Consider the following 19,784-nt stretch of genomic DNA (forward strand, 5'->3'; position numbering starts at 1 on the left):
CAAAAACAGCGTTTGAGTTTATTTATCAAATAGCCGTTTTAGTTAGGCGCTTCAACTTTCCGCAATTTTTTCACATGTTATTCACCGCGCCCCTACGACCCCGAACTTAGTGTTCAGCCAGCATTCAACCAAGTAGTCGTAAAGTTGCTCGCTGCCTGAGCCTTGCGTTGCACTGAATGAAACATCAGGAGTTAGAAGGGGCAATATTGTGGCGCAATTATTTCAATCTGAAACACCATCAAAGTTGCCGCGTACTCCGCGCCTGCGCCTGTTGATCGCGCTTGCTTGCGTTGTGTTCTTAGCGATCCTGGTCAGCGGTTTTGTCTGGTGGCCACGCTCGCCGGCTGACCTCGATCACGCCGATCGCGCCACCACCGCCGAGTGGGTCAAGGCGTGGCAAGCGGGCGAAATCGTCGCGTTGGTCCGCCATACCGAACGCTGCGATCGCTCGAGCAACACTTGCCTCGGCCCGGCTGACGGCATCACCGAAGCGGGCAATCTCGCGGCAGCAGCAGTCGGTCAGGGCTTTGTGCGTCTCGGCATGCAGCAGACGCACGTATTGAGCAGCCCGTTGACGCGGACAGCACAAACCGCACACTCGATGTTCGGTCATGACGCCAGCACTGAGGATTGGCTGGCCACCTGCGGACCGACGCTGCGCGATGAAATCGTCGCGAACAAGACACCGCAGCACAATCTGATTCTGGTCACCCACAGCGGTTGTATCAGCGACTTCGAAAAACAGAGCGGTTTTCCTCATGCAATTGCCGCCGAATACGGCAGCGTATTACTGGTGCGAATTAACCATCAGCAGAAACTTAGCGTCCTGGGCATTTTAAATACCCCGTTCTGGCAAACAACAAGTGCCCATTAACCCGCAAACATCCGAACTTTCGCCCCAAATACTTTATCCGCGCCAAGGTCCAGTCATGACGTCTGATAACAAACCGTTGCGCCACGCTGTCCGACATTTATCACAAGCCCCCTCGATGGTTGAGCGCTGGGCGATTCCCGGGCTGATTTTCGCCTTCGTGCTGTTTTATCTGCTGCCACTGATGAGCCACGGCTTGTGGATCCCCGACGAAACCCGTTACGGCCAGATCAGCCAGGAAATGCTCCTCAGCGGCAACTGGGTCGCACCGCATTTCATGGGCATCCGCTACTTCGAGAAGCCGATTGCCGGTTACTGGATGATCGCCATCGGTCAGGCGATTTTCGGTGACAACCTGTTCGGGGTGCGCATCGCCTCGGCATTGAGCAGTGGCGCCAGCGTCTGGCTGGCCTATGTGCTGGCGCGGCGTTTGTGGAACAGCCCGCGCATCAGCGCTGCCTGCGCGTTGCTGTACATGAGTTTTGGCCTGATCGCCGGTCAGGCGGGCTACGCCAACCTCGATCCGCAATTCGCCTTGTGGGTCAATCTGAGTCTGGTCGCGGTGTGGTTTGCCATTGATAGCCGCAGCGTAAAGGCCCGCCTCGGCAGTTGGGCGTTGCTGGGCGCCGCCTGCGGAATGGGCCTGATGACCAAGGGTTTTCTCGCCCTGCTGCTGCCGGTGTTGATCGCCCTGCCCTACATGATCTGGCAACGCCGCTTTGGTGAAATACTGCGTTACGGGCTGGTGGCGGTGCTGGTCGCCGCACTCGTCAGCGTGCCTTGGGCGTTGGCCGTGCAGGCGCGCGAACCGGATTTCTGGCGATTCTTCTTCTGGCATGAACACATTCGCCGTTTTGCTGCCGGCGATGATGCCCAGCATGCGCGGCCATGGTGGTTCTACCTGCCGTTGCTGTTCGCCGCGACGCTGCCGTGGGCCATGTTGTTGCCGTCGACGTTGATCCGTACCTGGCGCGAAAGACGCCAGCCGAAAATCGCGTTTCTCGCGTTGTGGTTCCTCCTGCCATTAGCGTTTTTCAGCCTGAGCAGCGGCAAGTTGCCGACTTACCTCATGCCGTGTCTGCTGCCTTTGGCCTTGCTCATGGGGCACAACGTGGTGCACTGGCTGCAGCAGCGCGACAGCCGTATCCTGCGTCTCAATGGAGTAATCAACACAGCACTGGCGAGCGTTGCCCTGATTGCGCTGATCTATCTGCAAACCAGCAAAGAGCTCTACACCCACAGCGAAATGTTCAGCCTGTCGCTGGTGTTTATCGTGTTGATCGGCTGGATCATCGCCAACGCCCTGCAGATCATGCGTCCGCTGACTCTGTGGGCGATGCCGGCGCTGGGCATCGGCCTGTTGATCGCGCTACTGCCGGCGGCCATGCCCGCGCTGATCGTCGACAGCAAAATGCCTGACCAGTTTATTGCCGAACATCAGCAGGCATTGAGTGAAACGGCGTCACTGTTGAGTAATGACCTGGGCGCGGCGTCGGCGCTGTCGTGGCGTTTGCAGCGACCGCAAGTCGACCTGCTCAACACCGTCGGTGAGCTCAAATACGGTCTCGAAGACCCGGCCATGGCGTCGCGCAAGGTCAGCCTGGCCGACGTCGGCGAATGGATGACGCAAGCACGCCAAAAAGGCTCGGTGGCAGTGGTGATGCGCGTCAACAGCACGCAGGACGAACAGGAAATCGGCCTGTTGCCGGCGGATGGCAAGCACTACCAGCGCGGCAATCTGCAAATCTACATCTTCGCCAAGAGCCAGCCATGAGCTCAACGGCCAATGACCGCAAGGCTTTATGGATGCTGCTCGCGGCCACGGCGTTGATGTTGCTCTTCGGCCTCGGCGTTCGCGAACTGTGGGGCGCGGAAACCCGCTGGGCCAACATTGCTTTGCAGATGCTGCAAAGCGGCGACTATTTCGATCCGTATCTCAAGGGCGGGCCGTACTACGACAAACCGCTGCTGTCGTACTGGTTGATTACCGCCAGCGCCTGGCTGACCGGCAGCCTCGGGCCTTGGTCACTGCGTTTGTCGTCGGTTGTCGCGGCGTGGTTGAGTGTCTGGCTGGTGTACCTGCTGGGTGAGCAGCTGTTTCGCAAAGGCACCGGACTGATCGCCGGATGGATGCTGGCCACTACGTTCTATTTCGTGTTCTGGGCGCGCGTCGCCACCGCCGACATCCTCACCGTGTGCGGCGTGCTCGCTGCCGTGTGGTGGTACTGGCGCGGGCCGGACGATACAAAACTCTGGCGATACGTAGTGTTTTTCGGCTTGCTGGCGTTGACCTCGCTGTTCAAGGGCTTGATCGGCTTCATTCTGCCGGGGCTGGTGTTGCTGCCGCACCTGCTGAGCGACAAGCGCTGGAAGCTGCACCTGAATCTGCGTCTGGCTGCAGCGTTGCTGATTGCCGGTACGTTCTACATGGCGCCGTTCCTGCTCTCGCATCTGTATGGCGCGCCGAACTACGGCGAAAGTGGCCTGGGTCTGGTGCTGCGGGAAAACGTCGTGCGGTTTTTCCAGCCGTTCGACAACATCGGGCCGATCTACACCTACCTTATATATCTGCCGGTCTACACCTTGCCTTGGGCACCCTGCTGGTTGATTGCATTGTGGGTGGCGCTGCGGCATTGGCGGCAGATCGAGCCGGACACCCGCTGGCTGATTCAGGGGCTGGCCTTGCTGATGATCTTCTTCACCGCCAGCGGCAGCCGCCGCAGCTATTACGTGCTGCCATTGGTGCCGTTCGCACAACTGCTCGGCGCCTGGTGGATCACCCGGCGCATGGCGGCGCGCAACGTCGAAGGTCGTGGATTGAACATCGGTTTTGGCGTCGCCACTGCGGTGCTGGTGGGCGTACTTGGCGTGCTCTACCCGTGGACCAACAGCGGTGGCGGCGTGATCCGTTTCGGCGAAACCGTGCGCGAACAGGCCAGCCAGCAGGCGCCGCTCGATCAGTGGCGCATGGTCATGGTCGAGGTCGACAACAAAGTGCCGATGTACCTGCAAACCGGCGGAGCGCCGTTCTATTACGTGGCGCAAACCGCAGACTTTCCGCGCAGCGGCGACAGTGCCGCGCTGATCGCCTGGCTTGAACGCAGCAGCGGTCAGCAATGGAATCCGCAACGCACCATCTTCGTTGCGCAGTACCGCCAAGGCGAGCCTGTGCCGCTCGGTTATCTCAGCGCCGACCACCGGATCATCACCACCACGCCGACACGCGGCGAGCAATTTTTCCATGGCCGCGAGGACCAGAGCGTCGCCTACCTGCCCAATCCCTCCTGAAATCTCATGACGTTAAATGACGCACGGCAATCGTGCGTTTTCGAGTCGCTGCTAATCTGAATGAAAATGACATGTATTAACGGTTTGTTTGACGTTTTTTTCTCATTTGCCTCTCTACATTGCCTGCGACTCAACATATGCAAATCATTCGCATTGAAGTCCGCTCGCGAGTGCCTGCCCATACCGTCTGAAAAACAGGAGCGTTGTCGTCATGAATCCACAGTTTCCGTCCTTCCTGAAACGCGCGTTGCTGGCCAGCGCCCTGCTCGCTGCCAGCCAGGCCTACGCCGCCGACGGCGTCGGTCTATTGGTTTACAACGCGCAGCATGAAAGCCTGACCAAGGCCTGGGTCGCCGGCTTTACCGAAGAGACCGGCATTCCGGTGACGATTCGCAATGGCGATGACACCGAAATGGGCAATCAATTGGTACAGGAAGGCGCGGCCTCTCCGGCGGATGTGTTCCTCACCGAAAACTCCCCGGCGATGGTGCTGGTCGACAACGCCAAATTGTTCGCGCCGATCGCGCCCGCCACGCTGGAACAAGTCGATGCAGCCTACCGTCCGGCCCACGGCCAGTGGATCGGCATCGCTGCGCGCTCCACGGTGTTCGTCTACAACCCGGCAAAACTTGCGGAAAAAGACCTGCCGAAATCCCTGCTCGACCTGGCCAAACCGGACTGGAAAGGTCGCTGGGCCGCCTCCCCGGCGGGTGCTGATTTTCAGGCCATCGTCGCTGCGGTGCTGGAGCAAAAAGGCGAAGCCGCCACGCTCGACTGGCTCAAAGGCATGAAGACCAACGCCACCGTGTATCGCGGCAACAGCGCCGTGCTCAAAGCAGTCAACGCCGGCCAGATCGACAGCGGCGTGATCTATCACTATTACAGCTTCGTCGATCAGTCCAAGACCGGCGAAAACAGCCAGAACACCAAGCTCTACTATTTCAAACATCAGGACCCGGGCGCGTTTGTCAGCACCTCCGGCGCCGGCGTGCTGGCCTCCAGCAAACACCAGCAAGACGCACAGAAGTTCGTCAAATACATCACCGGCAAAGAGGGTCAGGAAATCCTCCATAGCGGCACCTCGTTTGAGTACGCGGTGGGCAAAGACGCGCCTTCGAATTCTAAGCTGACGCCGTTGAAGGAGCTCGATGCGCCAAAGGTTGATGCATCGAAACTCGACAGCAAGAAAGCCGTCGAGCTGATGACTCAGGCGGGAATCCTGTAAGTGATCCCGGAACCTTTACCGGCGGAAATCGCTGCGGCGTCTTCCGCTCACCTGCCACTGAAAACCCGCGCCCTCACTGGTCGCGGGGGGTCGTGGGTAGTTGCCTTGGCGATCACGGTTTCACTGTTGTCGTTGCTGCCGATTGCGTTTGTGATCGGCGTGTCGTGGGCGACCGGCTGGGCGACGATCGAAGCCCTGGTGTTTCGCCCAAGGGTTGGCGAACTGCTGATCAACACGGTGCTGCTGGTGTTGATCACCCTGCCCTTGTGCATTGTGCTCGGCACGACGCTGGCGTGGCTGACCGAACGCAGCAACCTGCCCGGGCGGCGCCTGTGGTCATTGCTTGCAGTGGCGCCGTTGGCGGTGCCGGCGTTCGTGCACAGCTATGCGTGGGTCAGCCTGATTCCATCGATCCATGGATTGCCGGCCGGAGTGCTGGTGTCGGTGATCGCCTATTTCCCGTTCCTTTATCTGCCGGTTGCAGCGACCTTGCGGCGACTCGATCCAGCGATAGAAGACGTTGCCGAATCCCTCGGTCTCAAGCCCTGGGCGGTGTTTTTCCGCGTGGTGCTGCCGCAGTTGCGCCTGGCGATTTGTGGCGGTGCGCTGCTGGTGGGTTTGCATCTGCTGGCCGAGTACGGCCTCTACGCGATGATCCGTTTCGATACGTTCACCACAGCGATTTTCGATCAGTTCAAATCAACCTTCAACGGCCCGGCGGCGAACATGCTCGCGGGGGTTCTGGCCCTGTGCTGTCTGGCGATGCTCACGGTCGAATCAGCCGCCCGTGGCAAGGCGCGTTACGCCCGCGTGGGTTCCGGCAGTGCGCGCGAACAACGCACCGTGTTGCTGAGTCGCGGCGCCAAAGCGCTCGGGCTGGGCCTGCAAATGCTGACGTGCCTGCTCGCTCTCGGCGTACCGTTGCTGACCTTGGGGCGCTGGTTGATCGCCGGTGGTCTGGAGGTCTGGGGCGGCGGCGAGTTATTGCCCGCGCTGTTGCAAACCCTGTCGTTCGGCGTGGCCGGAGCGCTGTTGACCAGTCTGGCGGCGATACCGATTGCCTGGTTGTCGATCCGTGCGCCCGGCAAACTGCAACGTTTGCTGGAAGGCTGCAACTACATCACCAGTTCGTTGCCGGGGATTGTCGTCGCATTGGCGCTGGTGACCGTGACCATCCATTTCGCCCGACCGATCTACCAGACCACTATCACCGTGTTGCTGGCCTACTTGCTGATGTTCCTGCCGCGCGCACTGGTCAGCCTGCGCGCAGGTTTCGCCCAGGCGCCGGTGGAGCTGGAAAACATCGCGCAAAGCCTCGGCCGCTCGCCGTTGCGCGCCTTGTGGCTGATCACCCTGCGCCTCGCCGCACCCGGCGCGGCAGCCGGTGCAGCGCTGGTGTTTCTGGCGATCACCAATGAACTGACCGCGACCCTGCTGCTCGCCCCCAACGGCACGCGCACCCTCGCGACCGGATTCTGGGCCATGACCAGCGAAATCGATTACGCCGCTGCGGCGCCTTACGCACTGCTGATGGTGCTGTTATCGCTGCCGCTGACGGCCATCCTCTACCACCAATCCAGGCGCACCGCGGGCCGATGAACGCACTTGAACTGATCTCCCTGAGCAAAGCCTTTGGCGCGCAGAAAGCGCTGGATGACATCTGCCTGTCCGTACCGACTGGCAGCCGCACGGTGATTGTCGGCCCTTCGGGTTCCGGTAAAACCACGCTGTTGCGGATGATCGCCGGTTTCGAATTCCCCGACGCCGGCAGCCTGACTCTCAACGGTCAGGTGCTGGTCGACAGCACTCACGCGGTTCCGGCCTATCAGCGCCAGATCGGCTACGTGCCGCAGGACGGCGCGCTGTTCCCGCACATGACCGTGAGCGCCAACATCGGCTTCGGTCTGACCCTCACAGGCACGGCGCGACACGAGCGCATCGCGCAACTGATGGACAGCGTTTCGCTGGACGCCAACATGGCCCAGCGCTGGCCGCATGAGTTGTCCGGTGGCCAGCAGCAACGGGTTTCACTGGCGCGCGCGCTGGCCCAACAACCACGCCTGATGCTGCTCGACGAACCGTTCTCCGCGCTCGATACTGGCCTGCGCAGCGCCATGCGCAAAATGGTCGCGCGCTTGCTCGAAGACGCGGGCGTCACGACGATTCTGGTCACCCACGATCAGGGCGAAGCACTGTCATTTGCCGACCAGTTGGCGGTGATGCGCGGCGGTCGCCTGGTGCAGTCCGGGCATCCGATGGACCTCTATCGCTACCCGAACGATGAGCAGACCGCGCACTTTCTCGGCGAAGCCGTGGTGATGCCGGCGCGCATTCAATCCGGTTGGGCGCACTGCGATCTCGGCCCGGTGCCAGTCAACAGCAATGGTTTCATTGGCGATGCGCAGATCATGCTGCGACCGGAACAATTGCAGGTCGGCGGCACCGTCATTGGCGCTCCGAGCTGCGATGCGGTGGTCACCGAACGTGATTTCGCCGGCAACACCTGCACGCTGACGGTCGAACTGCGCTCCCCCGCCAGTCAGGCGCCGGGCCGTTCGCTACTGGTGCGCAGCTCCGGCATGCACGCGCCGCCCGCCGGCAGCGCGGTGCAATTATCGGTGCTCGGTGCAGCCCACGTGTTCGCCGCGCTCTGATCAGAGATCGAAGCGATCCACCGCACGCCGCCGCTCGTTGTCATCCCGCACATCGTAGTTGGCGGTGGTCTGGATATTGCTGTGGTGGGCGAGCTTCTGCGCAATCGACAGATCGTGCTCCTCGATCACCCGGGTGATGAACGAACGGCGGAAATCGTGCGGCATGATCTTCACACCAACCTGGGTGCCACGCTGACGTGCAATGTAGTAGATCGCGTGTTTGGTGATGCGCTCACGGGTGATGTGGCTGCCACGGCGGATGCGGTTGAACAGAAAGGCATCGTCGCTCTCGCCGTCCTTGAGCTGCTCGCGGCGGAACTCCAGCCATTTATTGAGCTTGTCGAACGCCCACGTCGGTGCATATTTGATCAGTTGCTTGTTGCCCTTGCCGGTGACGGTCAGGCTGCGTTCGCGGAAATCGACCTGATTCAAATCCAGATCCACCGATTCCGACTTGCGCATGCCGGTGCCATACAACAGTGCGATCACTGCAGCGTCGCGCAGGCCCTGCGGGCGCGGGTCGGCGGCGCAGACTTCCATAAGTTCGTGAATCAAGGTGCGCTTGAGATTGCGCCCCTGCGACAGTCGCGTGCCGGCAATGCCTTTTACCGAACGCATCTTCAAAAGATGGTCCTGGCTGATCAGGCTCATGCGCCAGGCTTCATTCATTACACCGCGTATGGCATTGACATAAAGCGAAGAAGTGTTCGGCGCGTAGTTGTCTTCGCGTAAAGCGGCCACCAGCGCGACAACATCTTCAGGTTGTAACGCATGCCAGGGAATATCTTCGACATTCATCTCGGCAAAGCCGAGGCGATCGGCAGCGTCCTGCAAAACGTAACGCATGGTCAGCTGGCTGGAAGGTGCCAGGCCTGCCAGATACACGGTCATCGGATTGGTTTGGCGGGTTTCCAACGGAACAGCGGGCAAGTCAATCAAACGTAAAGGCCTTGAGTAAAAACAATTCAACACACCAACTAACAACTGCAACATTCCCCGTCTAAGGGGAACACTTCTGTAAGACTTTTCTACTAAAAATGACGATAAACGGTAGAAGTCTGAACAGCGGCTGTATGAGTTTCAGATAAACGATTCGCCGACCGGTTTTTCATGTTCCTTTCACAAAAACGGGCATAACCTTAATTCCAACAGATCCCGTGTCGGCCCTGTCCAAACTGCCGCGCGAAGCCACAAAAGTCAACCAGCCCCCGACGGAAGCCGTTTCAGCAACTTATTGATGCAAAGGTAATTTTTGCGTCTACGCTGAAATTGGATCCTATTTAAAGAGTTGGTTTTCTTCTGATTGTTTGTGATGAGGTGTCCATGAGTCAGGCGTTTCTCCCTTTTTCTCGCCCGAGTATCGGCGAAGAAGAAATTGCAGCCGTAGAGCAAGTATTGCGTTCCGGCTGGATTACCACCGGGCCTAAAAATCAGGCACTCGAAGAACAATTCGCAGACTACGTTGGTTGCCGGCATGCGGTAGCACTTTCCTCGGCAACCGGCGGCATGCATATCGCGCTGCTCGCGCTAGGCATCGGCCCGGGTGACGAAGTCATCACTCCGTCGCAAACCTGGGTCTCGACCGCCAACATGATCTCGCTGCTCGGCGCCAAACCGGTGTTCGTCGACGTCGACCGCGACACCCTGATGACCGACGCTGCGCGTATCGAAGCCGCGATCACGCCGCGCACCAAAGCGATCATCCCGGTGCATTACGCCGGCGCCGCATTTGATCTCGATCCGCTGTACGCCCTGGCTGAAAAACACGGGATCGCCGTGATCGAAGACGCCGCACACGCCGCCGGTACCCGCTACAAGGGCCGCCACGTTGGCTCGCAAGGCACGGCGATTTTCTCCTTCCACGCGATCAAGAACATGACCTGTGCCGAAGGCGCAATGTTCGTCACCGACGACGAAGCGCTGGCCAGCCGTGTGCGCATGCTCAAATTCCACGGCCTCGGTGTTGACGCCTACGACCGCCTGACCGGTGGCCGCAAGCCGCAGGCGCAGGTGATGGAACCGGGGTTCAAATACAACCTGGCCGACATCAACGCTGCCATCGCGCTGGTGCAGCTCGAGCGCCTGGATGCAATCAACGCGCGCCGCACCGAGTTGGCCACGGCCTACCGGCAAAAACTCGAAGGCCTGCCGGTGCAACCACTGGCCCTGCCCGCCTACGCCCAGCAACACGCCTGGCACCTGTTCATCCTGCGCATCGACAGCGAGCGCTGCGGCATGGACCGCGAAGCTTTCATGAAAGGCTTGCAGGACCAAGGCATCGGCACCGGCATCCATTTCATCGCCACCCACCTGCACACCTGGTATCGCCAGCGTGACCCACACCTGTACCTGCCCAATACCGAGTGGAACTCGGCGCGGCTGTGCTCGATTCCGTTGTTCCCCGACATGAGCGATCAAGACCTTGATCGCGTGGTCGGCGCCATCGCCACTCTTATGGACAAACGCCTGTGAAACCCTATCCGATCCGCTGTGTGTCGATCGTCATCCCGGTCTACAACGAACAGGACAGCCTGCCGGAACTGTTGCGCCGCACCGAAGCGGCGTGCCGGATGCTGCGTCACGACTATGAGATCGTCCTCGTCGACGACGGTAGCCGTGACGAGTCCGCCAACCTGCTGGAAGAAGCCGCGAGCCGTGAAGACAGCCCGTTCGTGGCGGTCATTCTCAACCGCAACTACGGCCAGCACGCGGCAATCATGGCCGGTTTCGAGCAGTGCAAAGGCGACGTGGTGATCACCCTCGACGCCGACCTGCAGAACCCGCCGGAAGAAATCCCGCGCCTGGTCGCCGAAGCCGAAAAGGGCTACGACGTGGTCGGCACCGTGCGCGGCAACCGTCAGGATTCGGCGCTGCGCCGTTATCCGTCGAAGCTGATCAACCTCGCCGTGCAGCGCTCTACCGGCGTCGCCATGAGCGACTACGGCTGCATGCTGCGCGCTTACCGCCGCACGATCATCGACGCGATGCTCGCCTGCCGTGAACGCAGCACCTTCATCCCGATTCTGGCCAACAGCTTCGCCCGCCACACCACGGAAATCGTCGTCGCCCACGCCGAGCGTGAACACGGCGATTCGAAATACAGCCCGATGCGTTTGATCAACCTGATGTTCGACCTGATCACCTGCATGACCACCACGCCTTTGCGTTTGCTGAGCATCGTCGGCTTCGCCATGGCCGGGCTCGGCTTGTTGTTTGCCGCCGTGCTGATTGTCCTGCGTCTGACGCTCGGCGCCGGCTGGGCGGGCGATGGCTTGTTTGTGCTGTTCGCCGTGTTGTTCGTGTTCACCGGTGGCCAGTTCATCGGCATGGGCCTGCTCGGCGAATACCTCGGGCGCATGTACAGCGACGTGCGTGCCCGCCCGCGTTTCTTCATTGAAAAAGTCTTGCGCAGCCACGCCGCCCACCCGGCGCCTGCGGTCACCGTTGACGGTCTTTCTTCCACTTCCAATTCCACTTCTACTTCCGGTCAGGTCCTCTCATGAGTGCAAAAACTGTTGTCTTCGCTTACCACGACATTGGCTGCGCCGGCATTCAAGCCCTGCTCGACAGCGGCTACGACATCGCTGCTGTGTTCACTCACGCCGATGACCCGAAAGAAACCGCGTTCTATGCCTCGGTTGCGCAACTGTGCGCGCAAAAAGGCATCCCGGTGCACGCCCCGGAAGACGTCAATCACCCACTGTGGATCGAGCGCATTGCCAAGCTCGACCCGGAATACATTTTCTCCTTCTACTACCGCAACCTGCTGAGCGAACAGCTGCTGACCACCGCGAAAAAAGGTGCGTTCAACCTGCACGGCTCGTTGCTGCCGAGCTACCGTGGTCGCGCCCCAGCCAACTGGGTGCTGGTCAACGGCGAGACCGAAACCGGCGTGACCCTGCACCGCATGGTCAAGCGTGCCGACGCCGGTGCCATCGTCGCCCAGCAACGCGTGGCCATCGAACGCAGCGACACCGCGCTGAGCCTGCACGGCAAACTGCGCATCGCCGCCTCCGACCTGCTGCGCGATACCCTGCCAGCAATGCTCCAAGGCAAGATCAGCGAAACCGCGCAGGACGAATCGAAAGCCACAGTATTTGGTCGTCGCACTGCCGCCGACGGCAAACTGCTCTGGGCGCAACCGGCCGAGCAACTGTTCAATCTGGTGCGTGCCGTCACCCAGCCGTACCCGGGCGCGTTCTGCGCTGTGGGTGAGCACAAACTGATCGTCTGGAGCGCTGAAGTCGTCAAAGGCAACGACGGTCAGGCACCGGGCCGCGTGATCAGCGTCGACCCGTTGCGCATTGCCTGCGGTGAAGACTCGCTGGTGATCCTCTCCGGTCAGCGCAACGACAACGGCCTGTTCCTCAGCGGCCCGCAACTGGCCAACGAACTCGGTCTGGTCGACGGTTCGCTACTGCGCGGCGCTGAATCCGGCCGCGCGCCACGTCGCACTCGCGTGCTGATCCTCGGCGTCAACGGTTTTATCGGCAATCACTTGTCCGAGCGCTTGCTGCGTGACGACCGCTACGAAGTCTATGGCCTGGACATCGGCTCCGACGCCATCGAGCGTCTGCGCAGTCACCCGCACTTTCACTACGTCGAAGGCGATATCAGCATTCACTCGGAGTGGATCGAGTACCACATCAAGAAGTGCGATGTGGTGCTGCCACTGGTAGCGATTGCCACGCCGATCGAATACACCCGTAATCCGCTGCGCGTGTTCGAACTCGACTTTGAAGAAAACCTCAAACTGGTGCGCTACTGCGTCAAGTACAACAAGCGCGTGATCTTCCCGTCGACCTCAGAAGTCTATGGCATGTGCCAGGACAAGCATTTCGACGAAGACACCTCGAACCTGGTGGTCGGCCCGATCAACAAGCAGCGCTGGATCTATTCGGTATCCAAGCAATTGCTGGATCGGGTGATCTGGGCGTACGGCGCCAAGGGTTTGAATTTCACCCTGTTCCGCCCTTTCAACTGGATGGGCCCGCGCCTTGATCGCCTGGATTCGGCCCGTATTGGCAGCTCCCGCGCCATCACCCAGTTGATCCTCAACCTGGTCGAAGGCACGCCAATCCGTCTGTTTGACGGTGGCGAGCAGAAACGCTGCTTCACCGATATTGCCGACGGCGTCGAAGCACTGGCGCGGATCATCGATAACGATGGCGATGTCTGCAACGGCCAGATCATCAACATCGGCAACCCGGACAACGAAGCGAGTATTCGCCAGTTGGGTGAAGAGTTGCTGCGCCAGTTTGAAGCGCATCCGCTGCGCGACAACTTCCCGCCGTTCGCCGGTTTCCGCGATGTCGAGAGCAAGGCGTTCTACGGCGCCGGTTATCAGGATGTCGAACACCGCAAGCCAAGCATCGCCAACGCCAAGCGCCTGCTCGACTGGACGCCGACCGTGGAAATGCGCGAGACCATCGGCAACACGCTCGACTTCTTTTTGCGTGAAGCCATGCTCGAACAAGCGGACAAGCGCTAATGCAGGCCGGTCTACGCATCGACGTCGACACCTTTCGCGGCACCCGTGACGGTGTGCCGCGTTTGCTGGAAATGCTCGACGAGGCGCAGATCAAGGCGACGTTCTTCTTCAGTGTCGGCCCCGACAACATGGGCCGGCATCTGTGGCGCCTGATCCGCCCGCAGTTCCTCTGGAAGATGCTCCGTTCCAATGCTGCCGGCCTGTATGGCTGGGATATTTTGCTGGCCGGCACGGCGTGGCCGGGCAAACCGATTGGCCGCGAACTCGGGCACCTGATGCGTCAGGCCCGCGACGCCGGTCATGAAGTCGGCCTGCATGCGTGGGATCACCACGGCTGGCAGGCGAATGCCGGGCGCTGGAGTAACGCGCAACTGATCGAACAGATCCGTCAGGGCGTCGACACCTTGAGCGACATTCTCGGTGAAAAAATCCACTGTTCGGCCGCCGCCGGTTGGCGTGCCGACGAGCGCGTGATCGAGGCCAAGCAAGCCTTCGGTTTTCGCTACAACAGCGATTGCCGTGGCACGCGGCTGTTCCGGCCGTTGTTGGCGGACGGCACGCCGGGCACGCCGCAGATCCCGGTGGATCTGCCGACCTTCGACGAAGTGGTCGGCCCCATCGTCGCAGCGCGGGACTTTAACGGTTTCATCCTTGATCACTTCCGTGCGCAACAGCTCAACGTCTACACCATTCATGCCGAAGTCGAAGGGATTCTGCTGGCTGAGGATTTTCGTCAATTGCTCGCCGCTGCACGCCAGCGAGGCATCGACTTCACACCGCTGGGCGACTTGCTGCCCGAGTTCTTCAACAGCTTGCCCGTGGGTCGCGTACAACGCGGCGCCCTCGACGGCCGTGAAGGCTGGCTGGGAGTGCAAGGCGCATGACTAGACGCTGGGCATTGCCGCTGCTGCTGTTGGGCATCTGTCTGCTGGCTTACCTGCTGCCATTGGGCACGCATGGTTTGTGGATTCCTGATGAGACGCGCTACGCGCAAATCAGTCAGGACATGTTGCTGAGTGGCAACTGGGTGTCGCCACACTTCATGAGCCTGCGCTACTTCGAGAAGCCGATTGCCGGCTATTGGATGATCGCGCTTGGGCAAGAGCTGTTCGGGCAGAACCTGTTTGGCGTGCGCTTCGCTTCGGCGCTGAGCACCGGGTTGAGCGTGTTGCTGTGTTATCTCGTCGCCCGACGCTTGTGGAACGATCCGCGCAAAAGCTTTGCCTGCGCCCTGCTCTACATGAGTTTCACTGTGGTAGCCGGTCAGGCCGGTTACGCCAACCTCGATCCGCAGTTTACTTTCTGGGTCAACTTGAGCCTGGTGGCGCTGTGGTTTGCTGTCGACAGTCAAGCCAGCGGCAAGCGCATGCTTGCCTGGGCAGTGCTGGGGCTGGCGTGTGGCATGGGCTTCATGACCAAGGGTTTCCTCGCGTGGCTGTTGCCGGTGTTGATCGCTCTGCCGTGGATGCTTTGGCAAAAGCGCTGGCGCGAACTGCTGATGTATGGCCCGGTGGCGATTGCTATCGCGATCGTCGTCAGCTTGCCGTGGGTGCTGTCGGTGCATGCGCAAGAGCCCGACTACTGGCGGTTCTTCTTCTGGCATGAACACATTCGCCGCTTTGCCGGTGACGACGCCCAACACGATGCGCCATGGTGGTTTTACCTGCCGCTGCTGGTAGCGTTCAGTCTGCCGTGGGCGGGTTTGATCCCGACCACGCTCAAGCAAGCCTGGCATACGCGCGCCCAGCCCCGCGTGGTGTTTCTCCTGCTGTGGCTGCTGATGCCGCTGCTGTTTTTCAGCTTGAGCAACGGCAAATTGCCGACGTACATCCTGCCGTGCCTGCTGCCGATGGCGTTGCTGCTCGGTCATGCGCTGGCCGACCGTTTGCGTCTGGAGCAAGGTCGGGCGCTGAGCATCAATGGTTTGCTGAATTTGCTCTTGGGTGTCGTCACGCTGATTGCGCTGGTGTACCTGCAACTGACCAAACCGGTCTACGACCACGAATTGCACAGCATGGTGCTGGTGTTCATTGCCCTGATCGGCTGGATTATCGCCAACCTGCTGCAAGCCTTTCTGCCGCTGCAATGCTGGGCAGCACCGGCGTTCGGCAGTCTGTTGCTGATCGCCGTATTGCCGGCGGCGCTGCCCAAATCGGTGGTCGCCAACAAGATGCCCGACCAATTCATCAAGCATCACGTCACCGAACTGGCGCAGACCGATCACCTGCTGAGCAACGACCTCGGCGCGGCGTCGGCGCTGGCCTGGCGTCTGAAAACCCCGCAAGTCGCGTTGTACAACACGATAGGCGAATTGAAATATGGCCTTGCCTATCCTGACGGCATCCAACAGCGGGTCGATCCCGATCAAGTGCAACAGTGGATGCGCGAGGCGCGCCGCAGCGGTTCGGTCGGCGTGGTGATGCGCGTCAAGGGGCAGGACGAACTGGACGAAATCGACAGATTGCCAAAGGACGGCGTCCGTTATGAGCAGGGCAACCTGGTGATCATGATTCTGCCCAAGGAGGCGTCATGAGCCTGTTGCTGCTGTTGGCCGCTTGCCTGCTGACCTGTCTGGGACAGGTTGCGCAAAAGTACGCCGTGGAGAGCTGGCGCGGTGTTGAGTCGACATGGGCCGCCAAACTGCGCTCGCCATGGCTATGGCTGGCCCTGCTCGCCCTCGGCTCAGGCCTGCTGGTGTGGCTGCTGGTGTTGCAGCGCCTGGAGGTCGGCATCGCCTACCCGATGCTCAGCCTCAATTTCGTCCTGATCACGCTGATCGCCCGCTTCGTCTTCCGCGAACCCATCGACCGCCAGCATTGGTTGGGCGTGGCCTTGGTGATCGGCGGCGTGGTGTTGTTGGGGCAACAATCATGAACCAGCGTCGCGGAATTACTTTCGCCCTCGGCAGCGTTTTGCTGGTCAGTGCCGCGCAACTCGCGATGCGCTGGAGCATGACCCGCCTGCCCGTGCCGGAACAATGGCTGGCGCTGGACAGCCTCGACCTGCGCGCACTGGCCGTGGTCATCGCGGCGATTGTTGCCTACGCCCTGTCAATGCTCTGCTGGCTCGTCGCCCTGCGTGACCTGCCGCTGGGCCGCGCCTATTCGCTGCTGAGCATCAGCTACGCGCTGGTGTACCTGCTGGCGGCCAGTCTGCCGCTGTTCAACGAATCCTTCAGTTTCACTAAATCACTGGGCGTGGCGCTGGTCATGCTCGGGGTCATCACCATCAACACTCGTCCGGCTCGTGCGCCCGAATTCAGGAGTGCTCCATGAAAATCACAGTATTTGGCAGCGGTTACGTCGGTCTGGTGCAAGCGGCCGTGTTGGCCGAGGTCGGCCATGATGTCGTGTGCATGGACGTCGACCAGAAGAAGGTCGACCTGTTGCGCCAGGGTCACGTCAGCATCTTCGAACCGGGGCTGGCCAGCCTGGTACGCGAAGGCCTCGATTCGAAACGCCTGCTGTTCACCACCGATGAAAAACTCGCGGTGCAACACGGTCGAGTGGCGTTTATTGCGGTGGGGACGCCGTCGCGTGAGGACGGTTCAGCGGATCTGCGTTACGTACTATCGGTGGGCGATGCGATTGCCCGCCATCGTGAGCAACCGCTGATTCTGGTGGAAAAATCCACCGTGCCCGTGGGCACCGGCGACACCTTGCGCACGCACATCGAAAAAGCCCTGGTCAAGGTCGGCCGCCTGCTGCAGTTCGATATCGTCTCCAACCCGGAGTTTCTCAAGGAAGGCTCGGCGGTTGCCGACTGCCGCCGGCCGGACCGCATCGTCATCGGTTGCGAAGGCGATGAGGTGCGCGACGTGATGCGTGACCTGTATTCGCCATTCAACCGCAACCATGACCGCATCATGTTCATGGACCTGCGCAGCGCCGAGCTGACCAAATACGCCGCCAACTGCATGCTGGCGACCAAGATCAGTTTCATCAACCAGATCGCCGAACTCGCCGAACACCTTGGCGCCGACATTGAATCGGTGCGTCAGGGCATCGGTGCCGATACGCGCATCGGTTACCACTTCATCTATCCAGGCTGCGGTTATGGCGGTTCGTGTTTCCCCAAAGACATGCGTGCGCTGATCCACAGTGCCGAAGAAGCGCACTGCTCCAGCGATTTGCTGCAAGCGGTCGAGGCGATCAATCAGCGGCAGAAACACAAGTTGTTTGAGCGCATCAATGCGTTCTACCAAGGCGAACTGCGCGGCAAGACCTTCGCCCTGTGGGGCCTGGCGTTCAAACCGAACACCGACGACATGCGCGATGCACCGAGCCGTGTGCTGCTGGAGGAATTGTGGGCCGCCGGCGCCAGCGTGCGCGCGTTCGACCCGGAAGCCATGCAGGAGACCCAGAACCTCTACCCCGACGAATCGAGACTGATGCTGATGGGCACCCCGGAATCGGTATTGCCTGGCGCTGACGCCTTGATCATCTGCACTGAATGGCAGCAGTTCAAGGCGCCGGATTTTGACCTGATCAAACAGCGCCTCAACAATCCGGTGATCTTCGACGGCCGTAACCTCTACGACGCCGAGCGTCTGGAGCGCAACGGCATCCAGTACTTCCCGATGGGCCGTGGCGAATCGCGCAAATTGCCGATTCCGCTGCAACAGTGGCCGCACGCGTCCGACGTCGCTTGATCACGTTAACGCCCGAGATTCGCCGGCAGTCCCTGATCGCGGGGCTGCTGGCGTTTTTAGTGTGCATGGCCGGGGTATACGGGCAGGCTCCGATCGGCTTCGACTCACGGTTTGTGCTGTTTGCGCAGGAAATGCTGCGCCACGGGCCGACGATTTTTCCGACCACGTACGGGCAGCCATACGCCGACTATTCGGCGCTGTCGACCTTGTTCATCTGGCTGCTGTCGTTACCCTTCGGCGCGGTCAATGCGTTCACCGCGTGGGCGCCGAGTGCAATCGCCGGCGCTGTGATCGTGACATTGATGTATCGGCTGTTGGCGCCCTATTCGCGGCGCTGGGCATTGATCAGTATTGCGTTGTTGCTGCTCACCAACACATTCGTCAGCGAAGTGCGCGCGGTGTCGCAGGACTTGATGCTCGCCGCAGTGGCGTTGGCGGTGTTCTATCTGGGTTACGCCCATGACTACTTTGGCGGGCGACGACACTGGCCGCTGATTTTCGTCTTGTTGTTGCTCGGTTTTGGTATTCGCGGGCCGATCGGTCTGGTGGTGCCGACCGGCATGCTTTGCAGTTACTACTTGCTCAACCGTGAATGGGCGCGGTTGCTGGTGTTCGGTGTGCTCGCCTCGGTGTTGCTGGCCGCTTGTATCGGCCTGTTGTTGTGGTTGGCGCAAGTCAGCGGCGGAGCGGCATTCATGCAGGACGTGATCCGCATGCAGTTCATGGGGCGCATGGATGGCAGCGAGGGCGTCAGCGGTTCGTTGTACTACTTCAGCAGTTCTTTCGGTAACTATGCGCTGGCGTATCCGTTGGCGTTACTGGCATTGGTAGCGGCCTGGCTGAGTAAACCGCAGCAGCGCGGCCCCGCCTTGCGACTGGTGCAATATTGCGCGGCGGCGGGTTTGATCGTGATGGTCGGGTTGTCGATCCCCCAGGCGAAAAAGGCACGGTATCTGCTGCCGATGTTGCCGATGGCGGCGATCATTGCCGCGTATCCGTTTCAGGTGGTTCATGGGCGGGTGTTCCGCTGGTTGCGCGGTTTGATACTCGGCGTGTGGCTACTCACGCCGGGGTTGTTGCTGGTTGCTTTGCTGGTTGCCCGACGAAAGTTTCCCGAGCAGTTGAGCGAGGTGACGTTCGTCCTGATCGCCCTGGGCGTGCTGCAACTGTTGGCGCTGTCACGATTGCTGATCCCTCGCGGGCGCGCCGAAGTGCTGGCGCTGTGTGCCGTGTTGGCATTGTGGACGGTGTATGCAGTGGTGTTTGAACCGGTGGAACGGCGGCTGTACGACACGCAGACGTTCAGTCGCGCGGTGTTCGCTCAGGTTCAGCAAAGCCCCGCGCCCCTGGTGTTGCACGGCATGGGCAAGGACGCGAAGGCGATCAAGTTCATGGTCAACGTCGAGCAGGATCTGCAGCCGCAGTTCACTGACTCGGTACAGCAACTGGAGGCACTCAAGGGGCCGGCGTGGCTGATGATGGATCGTAGCGACCTGCAATCGCTCAAGGGCACGCCGCTGGAACTGCTGCAACCGCTACTCAGTGGTCGCTTCGACAAAAACGATTACGTCCTCCTGCACTTGAAGCCCTTGTAGGAGCTGCCG

Annotated in this window: 16 protein-coding genes; 15 read left to right on the plus strand and 1 reads right to left on the minus strand. The window is 60.6% G+C overall.

What is annotated here, in order from left to right:
* Positions 1-208 precede the first annotated feature (208 nt).
* From EJA70_RS14015 to EJA70_RS14040, 6 genes are all read left to right on the plus strand, one after another.
* Positions 209-874, plus strand: coding sequence for a histidine phosphatase family protein (locus EJA70_RS14015; protein ID WP_371924579.1), 666 nt, complete (start codon positions 209-211; stop codon positions 872-874).
* Positions 875-929: 55 nt separating this feature from the next.
* Positions 930-2,645: a lipid IV(A) 4-amino-4-deoxy-L-arabinosyltransferase gene (arnT, locus tag EJA70_RS14020; protein ID WP_158831454.1), complete on the plus strand. Its 1,716-nt coding sequence runs from the start codon at positions 930-932 to the stop codon at positions 2,643-2,645.
* Positions 2,642-4,159: a glycosyltransferase family 39 protein gene (locus EJA70_RS14025; RefSeq protein WP_158831456.1), complete on the plus strand. Its 1,518-nt coding sequence runs from the start codon at positions 2,642-2,644 to the stop codon at positions 4,157-4,159. Before arnT (EJA70_RS14020) ends, EJA70_RS14025 begins: the two co-directional genes overlap by 4 nt.
* Positions 4,160-4,370: 211 nt before the next feature.
* Positions 4,371-5,384 (plus strand): iron ABC transporter substrate-binding protein, encoded by a 1,014-nt coding sequence (locus EJA70_RS14030; protein ID WP_158831458.1) that lies wholly within the window; start codon positions 4,371-4,373, stop codon positions 5,382-5,384.
* Positions 5,385-5,387: 3 nt separating this feature from the next.
* Positions 5,388-6,983, plus strand: a complete 1,596-nt coding sequence (locus tag EJA70_RS14035; RefSeq protein ID WP_158831516.1) for an iron ABC transporter permease — start codon at positions 5,388-5,390, stop codon at positions 6,981-6,983.
* Positions 6,980-8,038 (plus strand): ABC transporter ATP-binding protein, encoded by a 1,059-nt coding sequence (locus tag EJA70_RS14040; RefSeq protein WP_158831460.1) that lies wholly within the window; start codon positions 6,980-6,982, stop codon positions 8,036-8,038. Before EJA70_RS14035 ends, EJA70_RS14040 begins: the two co-directional genes overlap by 4 nt.
* Here the strand turns inward: EJA70_RS14040 and xerC are convergent, their stop codons facing one another.
* Positions 8,039-8,929: a tyrosine recombinase XerC gene (gene xerC, locus EJA70_RS14045; RefSeq protein WP_158831518.1), complete on the minus strand. Its 891-nt coding sequence runs from the start codon at positions 8,927-8,929 to the stop codon at positions 8,039-8,041. It abuts the gene before it with no gap.
* A gap of 432 nt (positions 8,930-9,361) precedes the next feature.
* On the opposite strand from xerC, the gene arnB reads away from it, so the two are divergent.
* From arnB to EJA70_RS14090, 9 genes are read left to right on the plus strand one after another with little or no spacing between them, the layout of a single operon-like run.
* On the plus strand, positions 9,362-10,510 hold the full coding sequence (gene arnB, locus EJA70_RS14050) for a UDP-4-amino-4-deoxy-L-arabinose aminotransferase (protein WP_158831462.1): 1,149 nt from the start codon (positions 9,362-9,364) through the stop codon (positions 10,508-10,510).
* Positions 10,507-11,541 carry an undecaprenyl-phosphate 4-deoxy-4-formamido-L-arabinose transferase gene (arnC, locus tag EJA70_RS14055; RefSeq protein WP_158831464.1) on the plus strand — a complete coding sequence of 345 codons (1,035 nt, stop codon included), beginning with the start codon at positions 10,507-10,509 and terminating at the stop codon, positions 11,539-11,541. Before arnB ends, arnC begins: the two co-directional genes overlap by 4 nt.
* A complete protein-coding gene (gene arnA, locus EJA70_RS14060; protein WP_158831466.1) occupies positions 11,538-13,529 on the plus strand; it encodes a bifunctional UDP-4-amino-4-deoxy-L-arabinose formyltransferase/UDP-glucuronic acid oxidase ArnA in 1,992 nt (663 codons plus the stop codon). The genes arnC and arnA overlap by 4 nt, the downstream gene beginning before the upstream one ends.
* Positions 13,529-14,413, plus strand: a complete 885-nt coding sequence (gene arnD, locus EJA70_RS14065; protein ID WP_158831468.1) for a 4-deoxy-4-formamido-L-arabinose-phosphoundecaprenol deformylase — start codon at positions 13,529-13,531, stop codon at positions 14,411-14,413. The genes arnA and arnD overlap by 1 nt, the downstream gene beginning before the upstream one ends.
* Complete coding sequence (gene arnT, locus EJA70_RS14070; RefSeq protein ID WP_158831470.1) at positions 14,410-16,062, plus strand: lipid IV(A) 4-amino-4-deoxy-L-arabinosyltransferase; 1,653 nt, start codon at positions 14,410-14,412, stop codon at positions 16,060-16,062. The genes arnD and arnT (EJA70_RS14070) overlap by 4 nt, the downstream gene beginning before the upstream one ends.
* The gene (gene arnE / locus EJA70_RS14075; protein WP_158831472.1) at positions 16,059-16,403 is read left to right on the plus strand and encodes a 4-amino-4-deoxy-L-arabinose-phosphoundecaprenol flippase subunit ArnE; all 345 of its coding nucleotides are present in this window, start codon (positions 16,059-16,061) and stop codon (positions 16,401-16,403) included. Before arnT (EJA70_RS14070) ends, arnE begins: the two co-directional genes overlap by 4 nt.
* Positions 16,400-16,804 carry a 4-amino-4-deoxy-L-arabinose-phosphoundecaprenol flippase subunit ArnF gene (gene arnF / locus EJA70_RS14080; protein ID WP_158831474.1) on the plus strand — a complete coding sequence of 135 codons (405 nt, stop codon included), beginning with the start codon at positions 16,400-16,402 and terminating at the stop codon, positions 16,802-16,804. Before arnE ends, arnF begins: the two co-directional genes overlap by 4 nt.
* On the plus strand, positions 16,801-18,180 hold the full coding sequence (locus tag EJA70_RS14085; RefSeq protein ID WP_158831476.1) for a UDP-glucose/GDP-mannose dehydrogenase family protein: 1,380 nt from the start codon (positions 16,801-16,803) through the stop codon (positions 18,178-18,180). The genes arnF and EJA70_RS14085 overlap by 4 nt, the downstream gene beginning before the upstream one ends.
* Positions 18,177-19,775 carry a glycosyltransferase family 39 protein gene (locus EJA70_RS14090; RefSeq protein WP_158831478.1) on the plus strand — a complete coding sequence of 533 codons (1,599 nt, stop codon included), beginning with the start codon at positions 18,177-18,179 and terminating at the stop codon, positions 19,773-19,775. The genes EJA70_RS14085 and EJA70_RS14090 overlap by 4 nt, the downstream gene beginning before the upstream one ends.
* The last annotated feature ends 9 nt before the right edge of the window (positions 19,776-19,784 follow it).

Origin of the sequence: Pseudomonas sp. PB103 (assembly GCF_009764635.1) — a bacterium.
In the GTDB taxonomy this organism is placed as follows: domain Bacteria; phylum Pseudomonadota; class Gammaproteobacteria; order Pseudomonadales; family Pseudomonadaceae; genus Aquipseudomonas.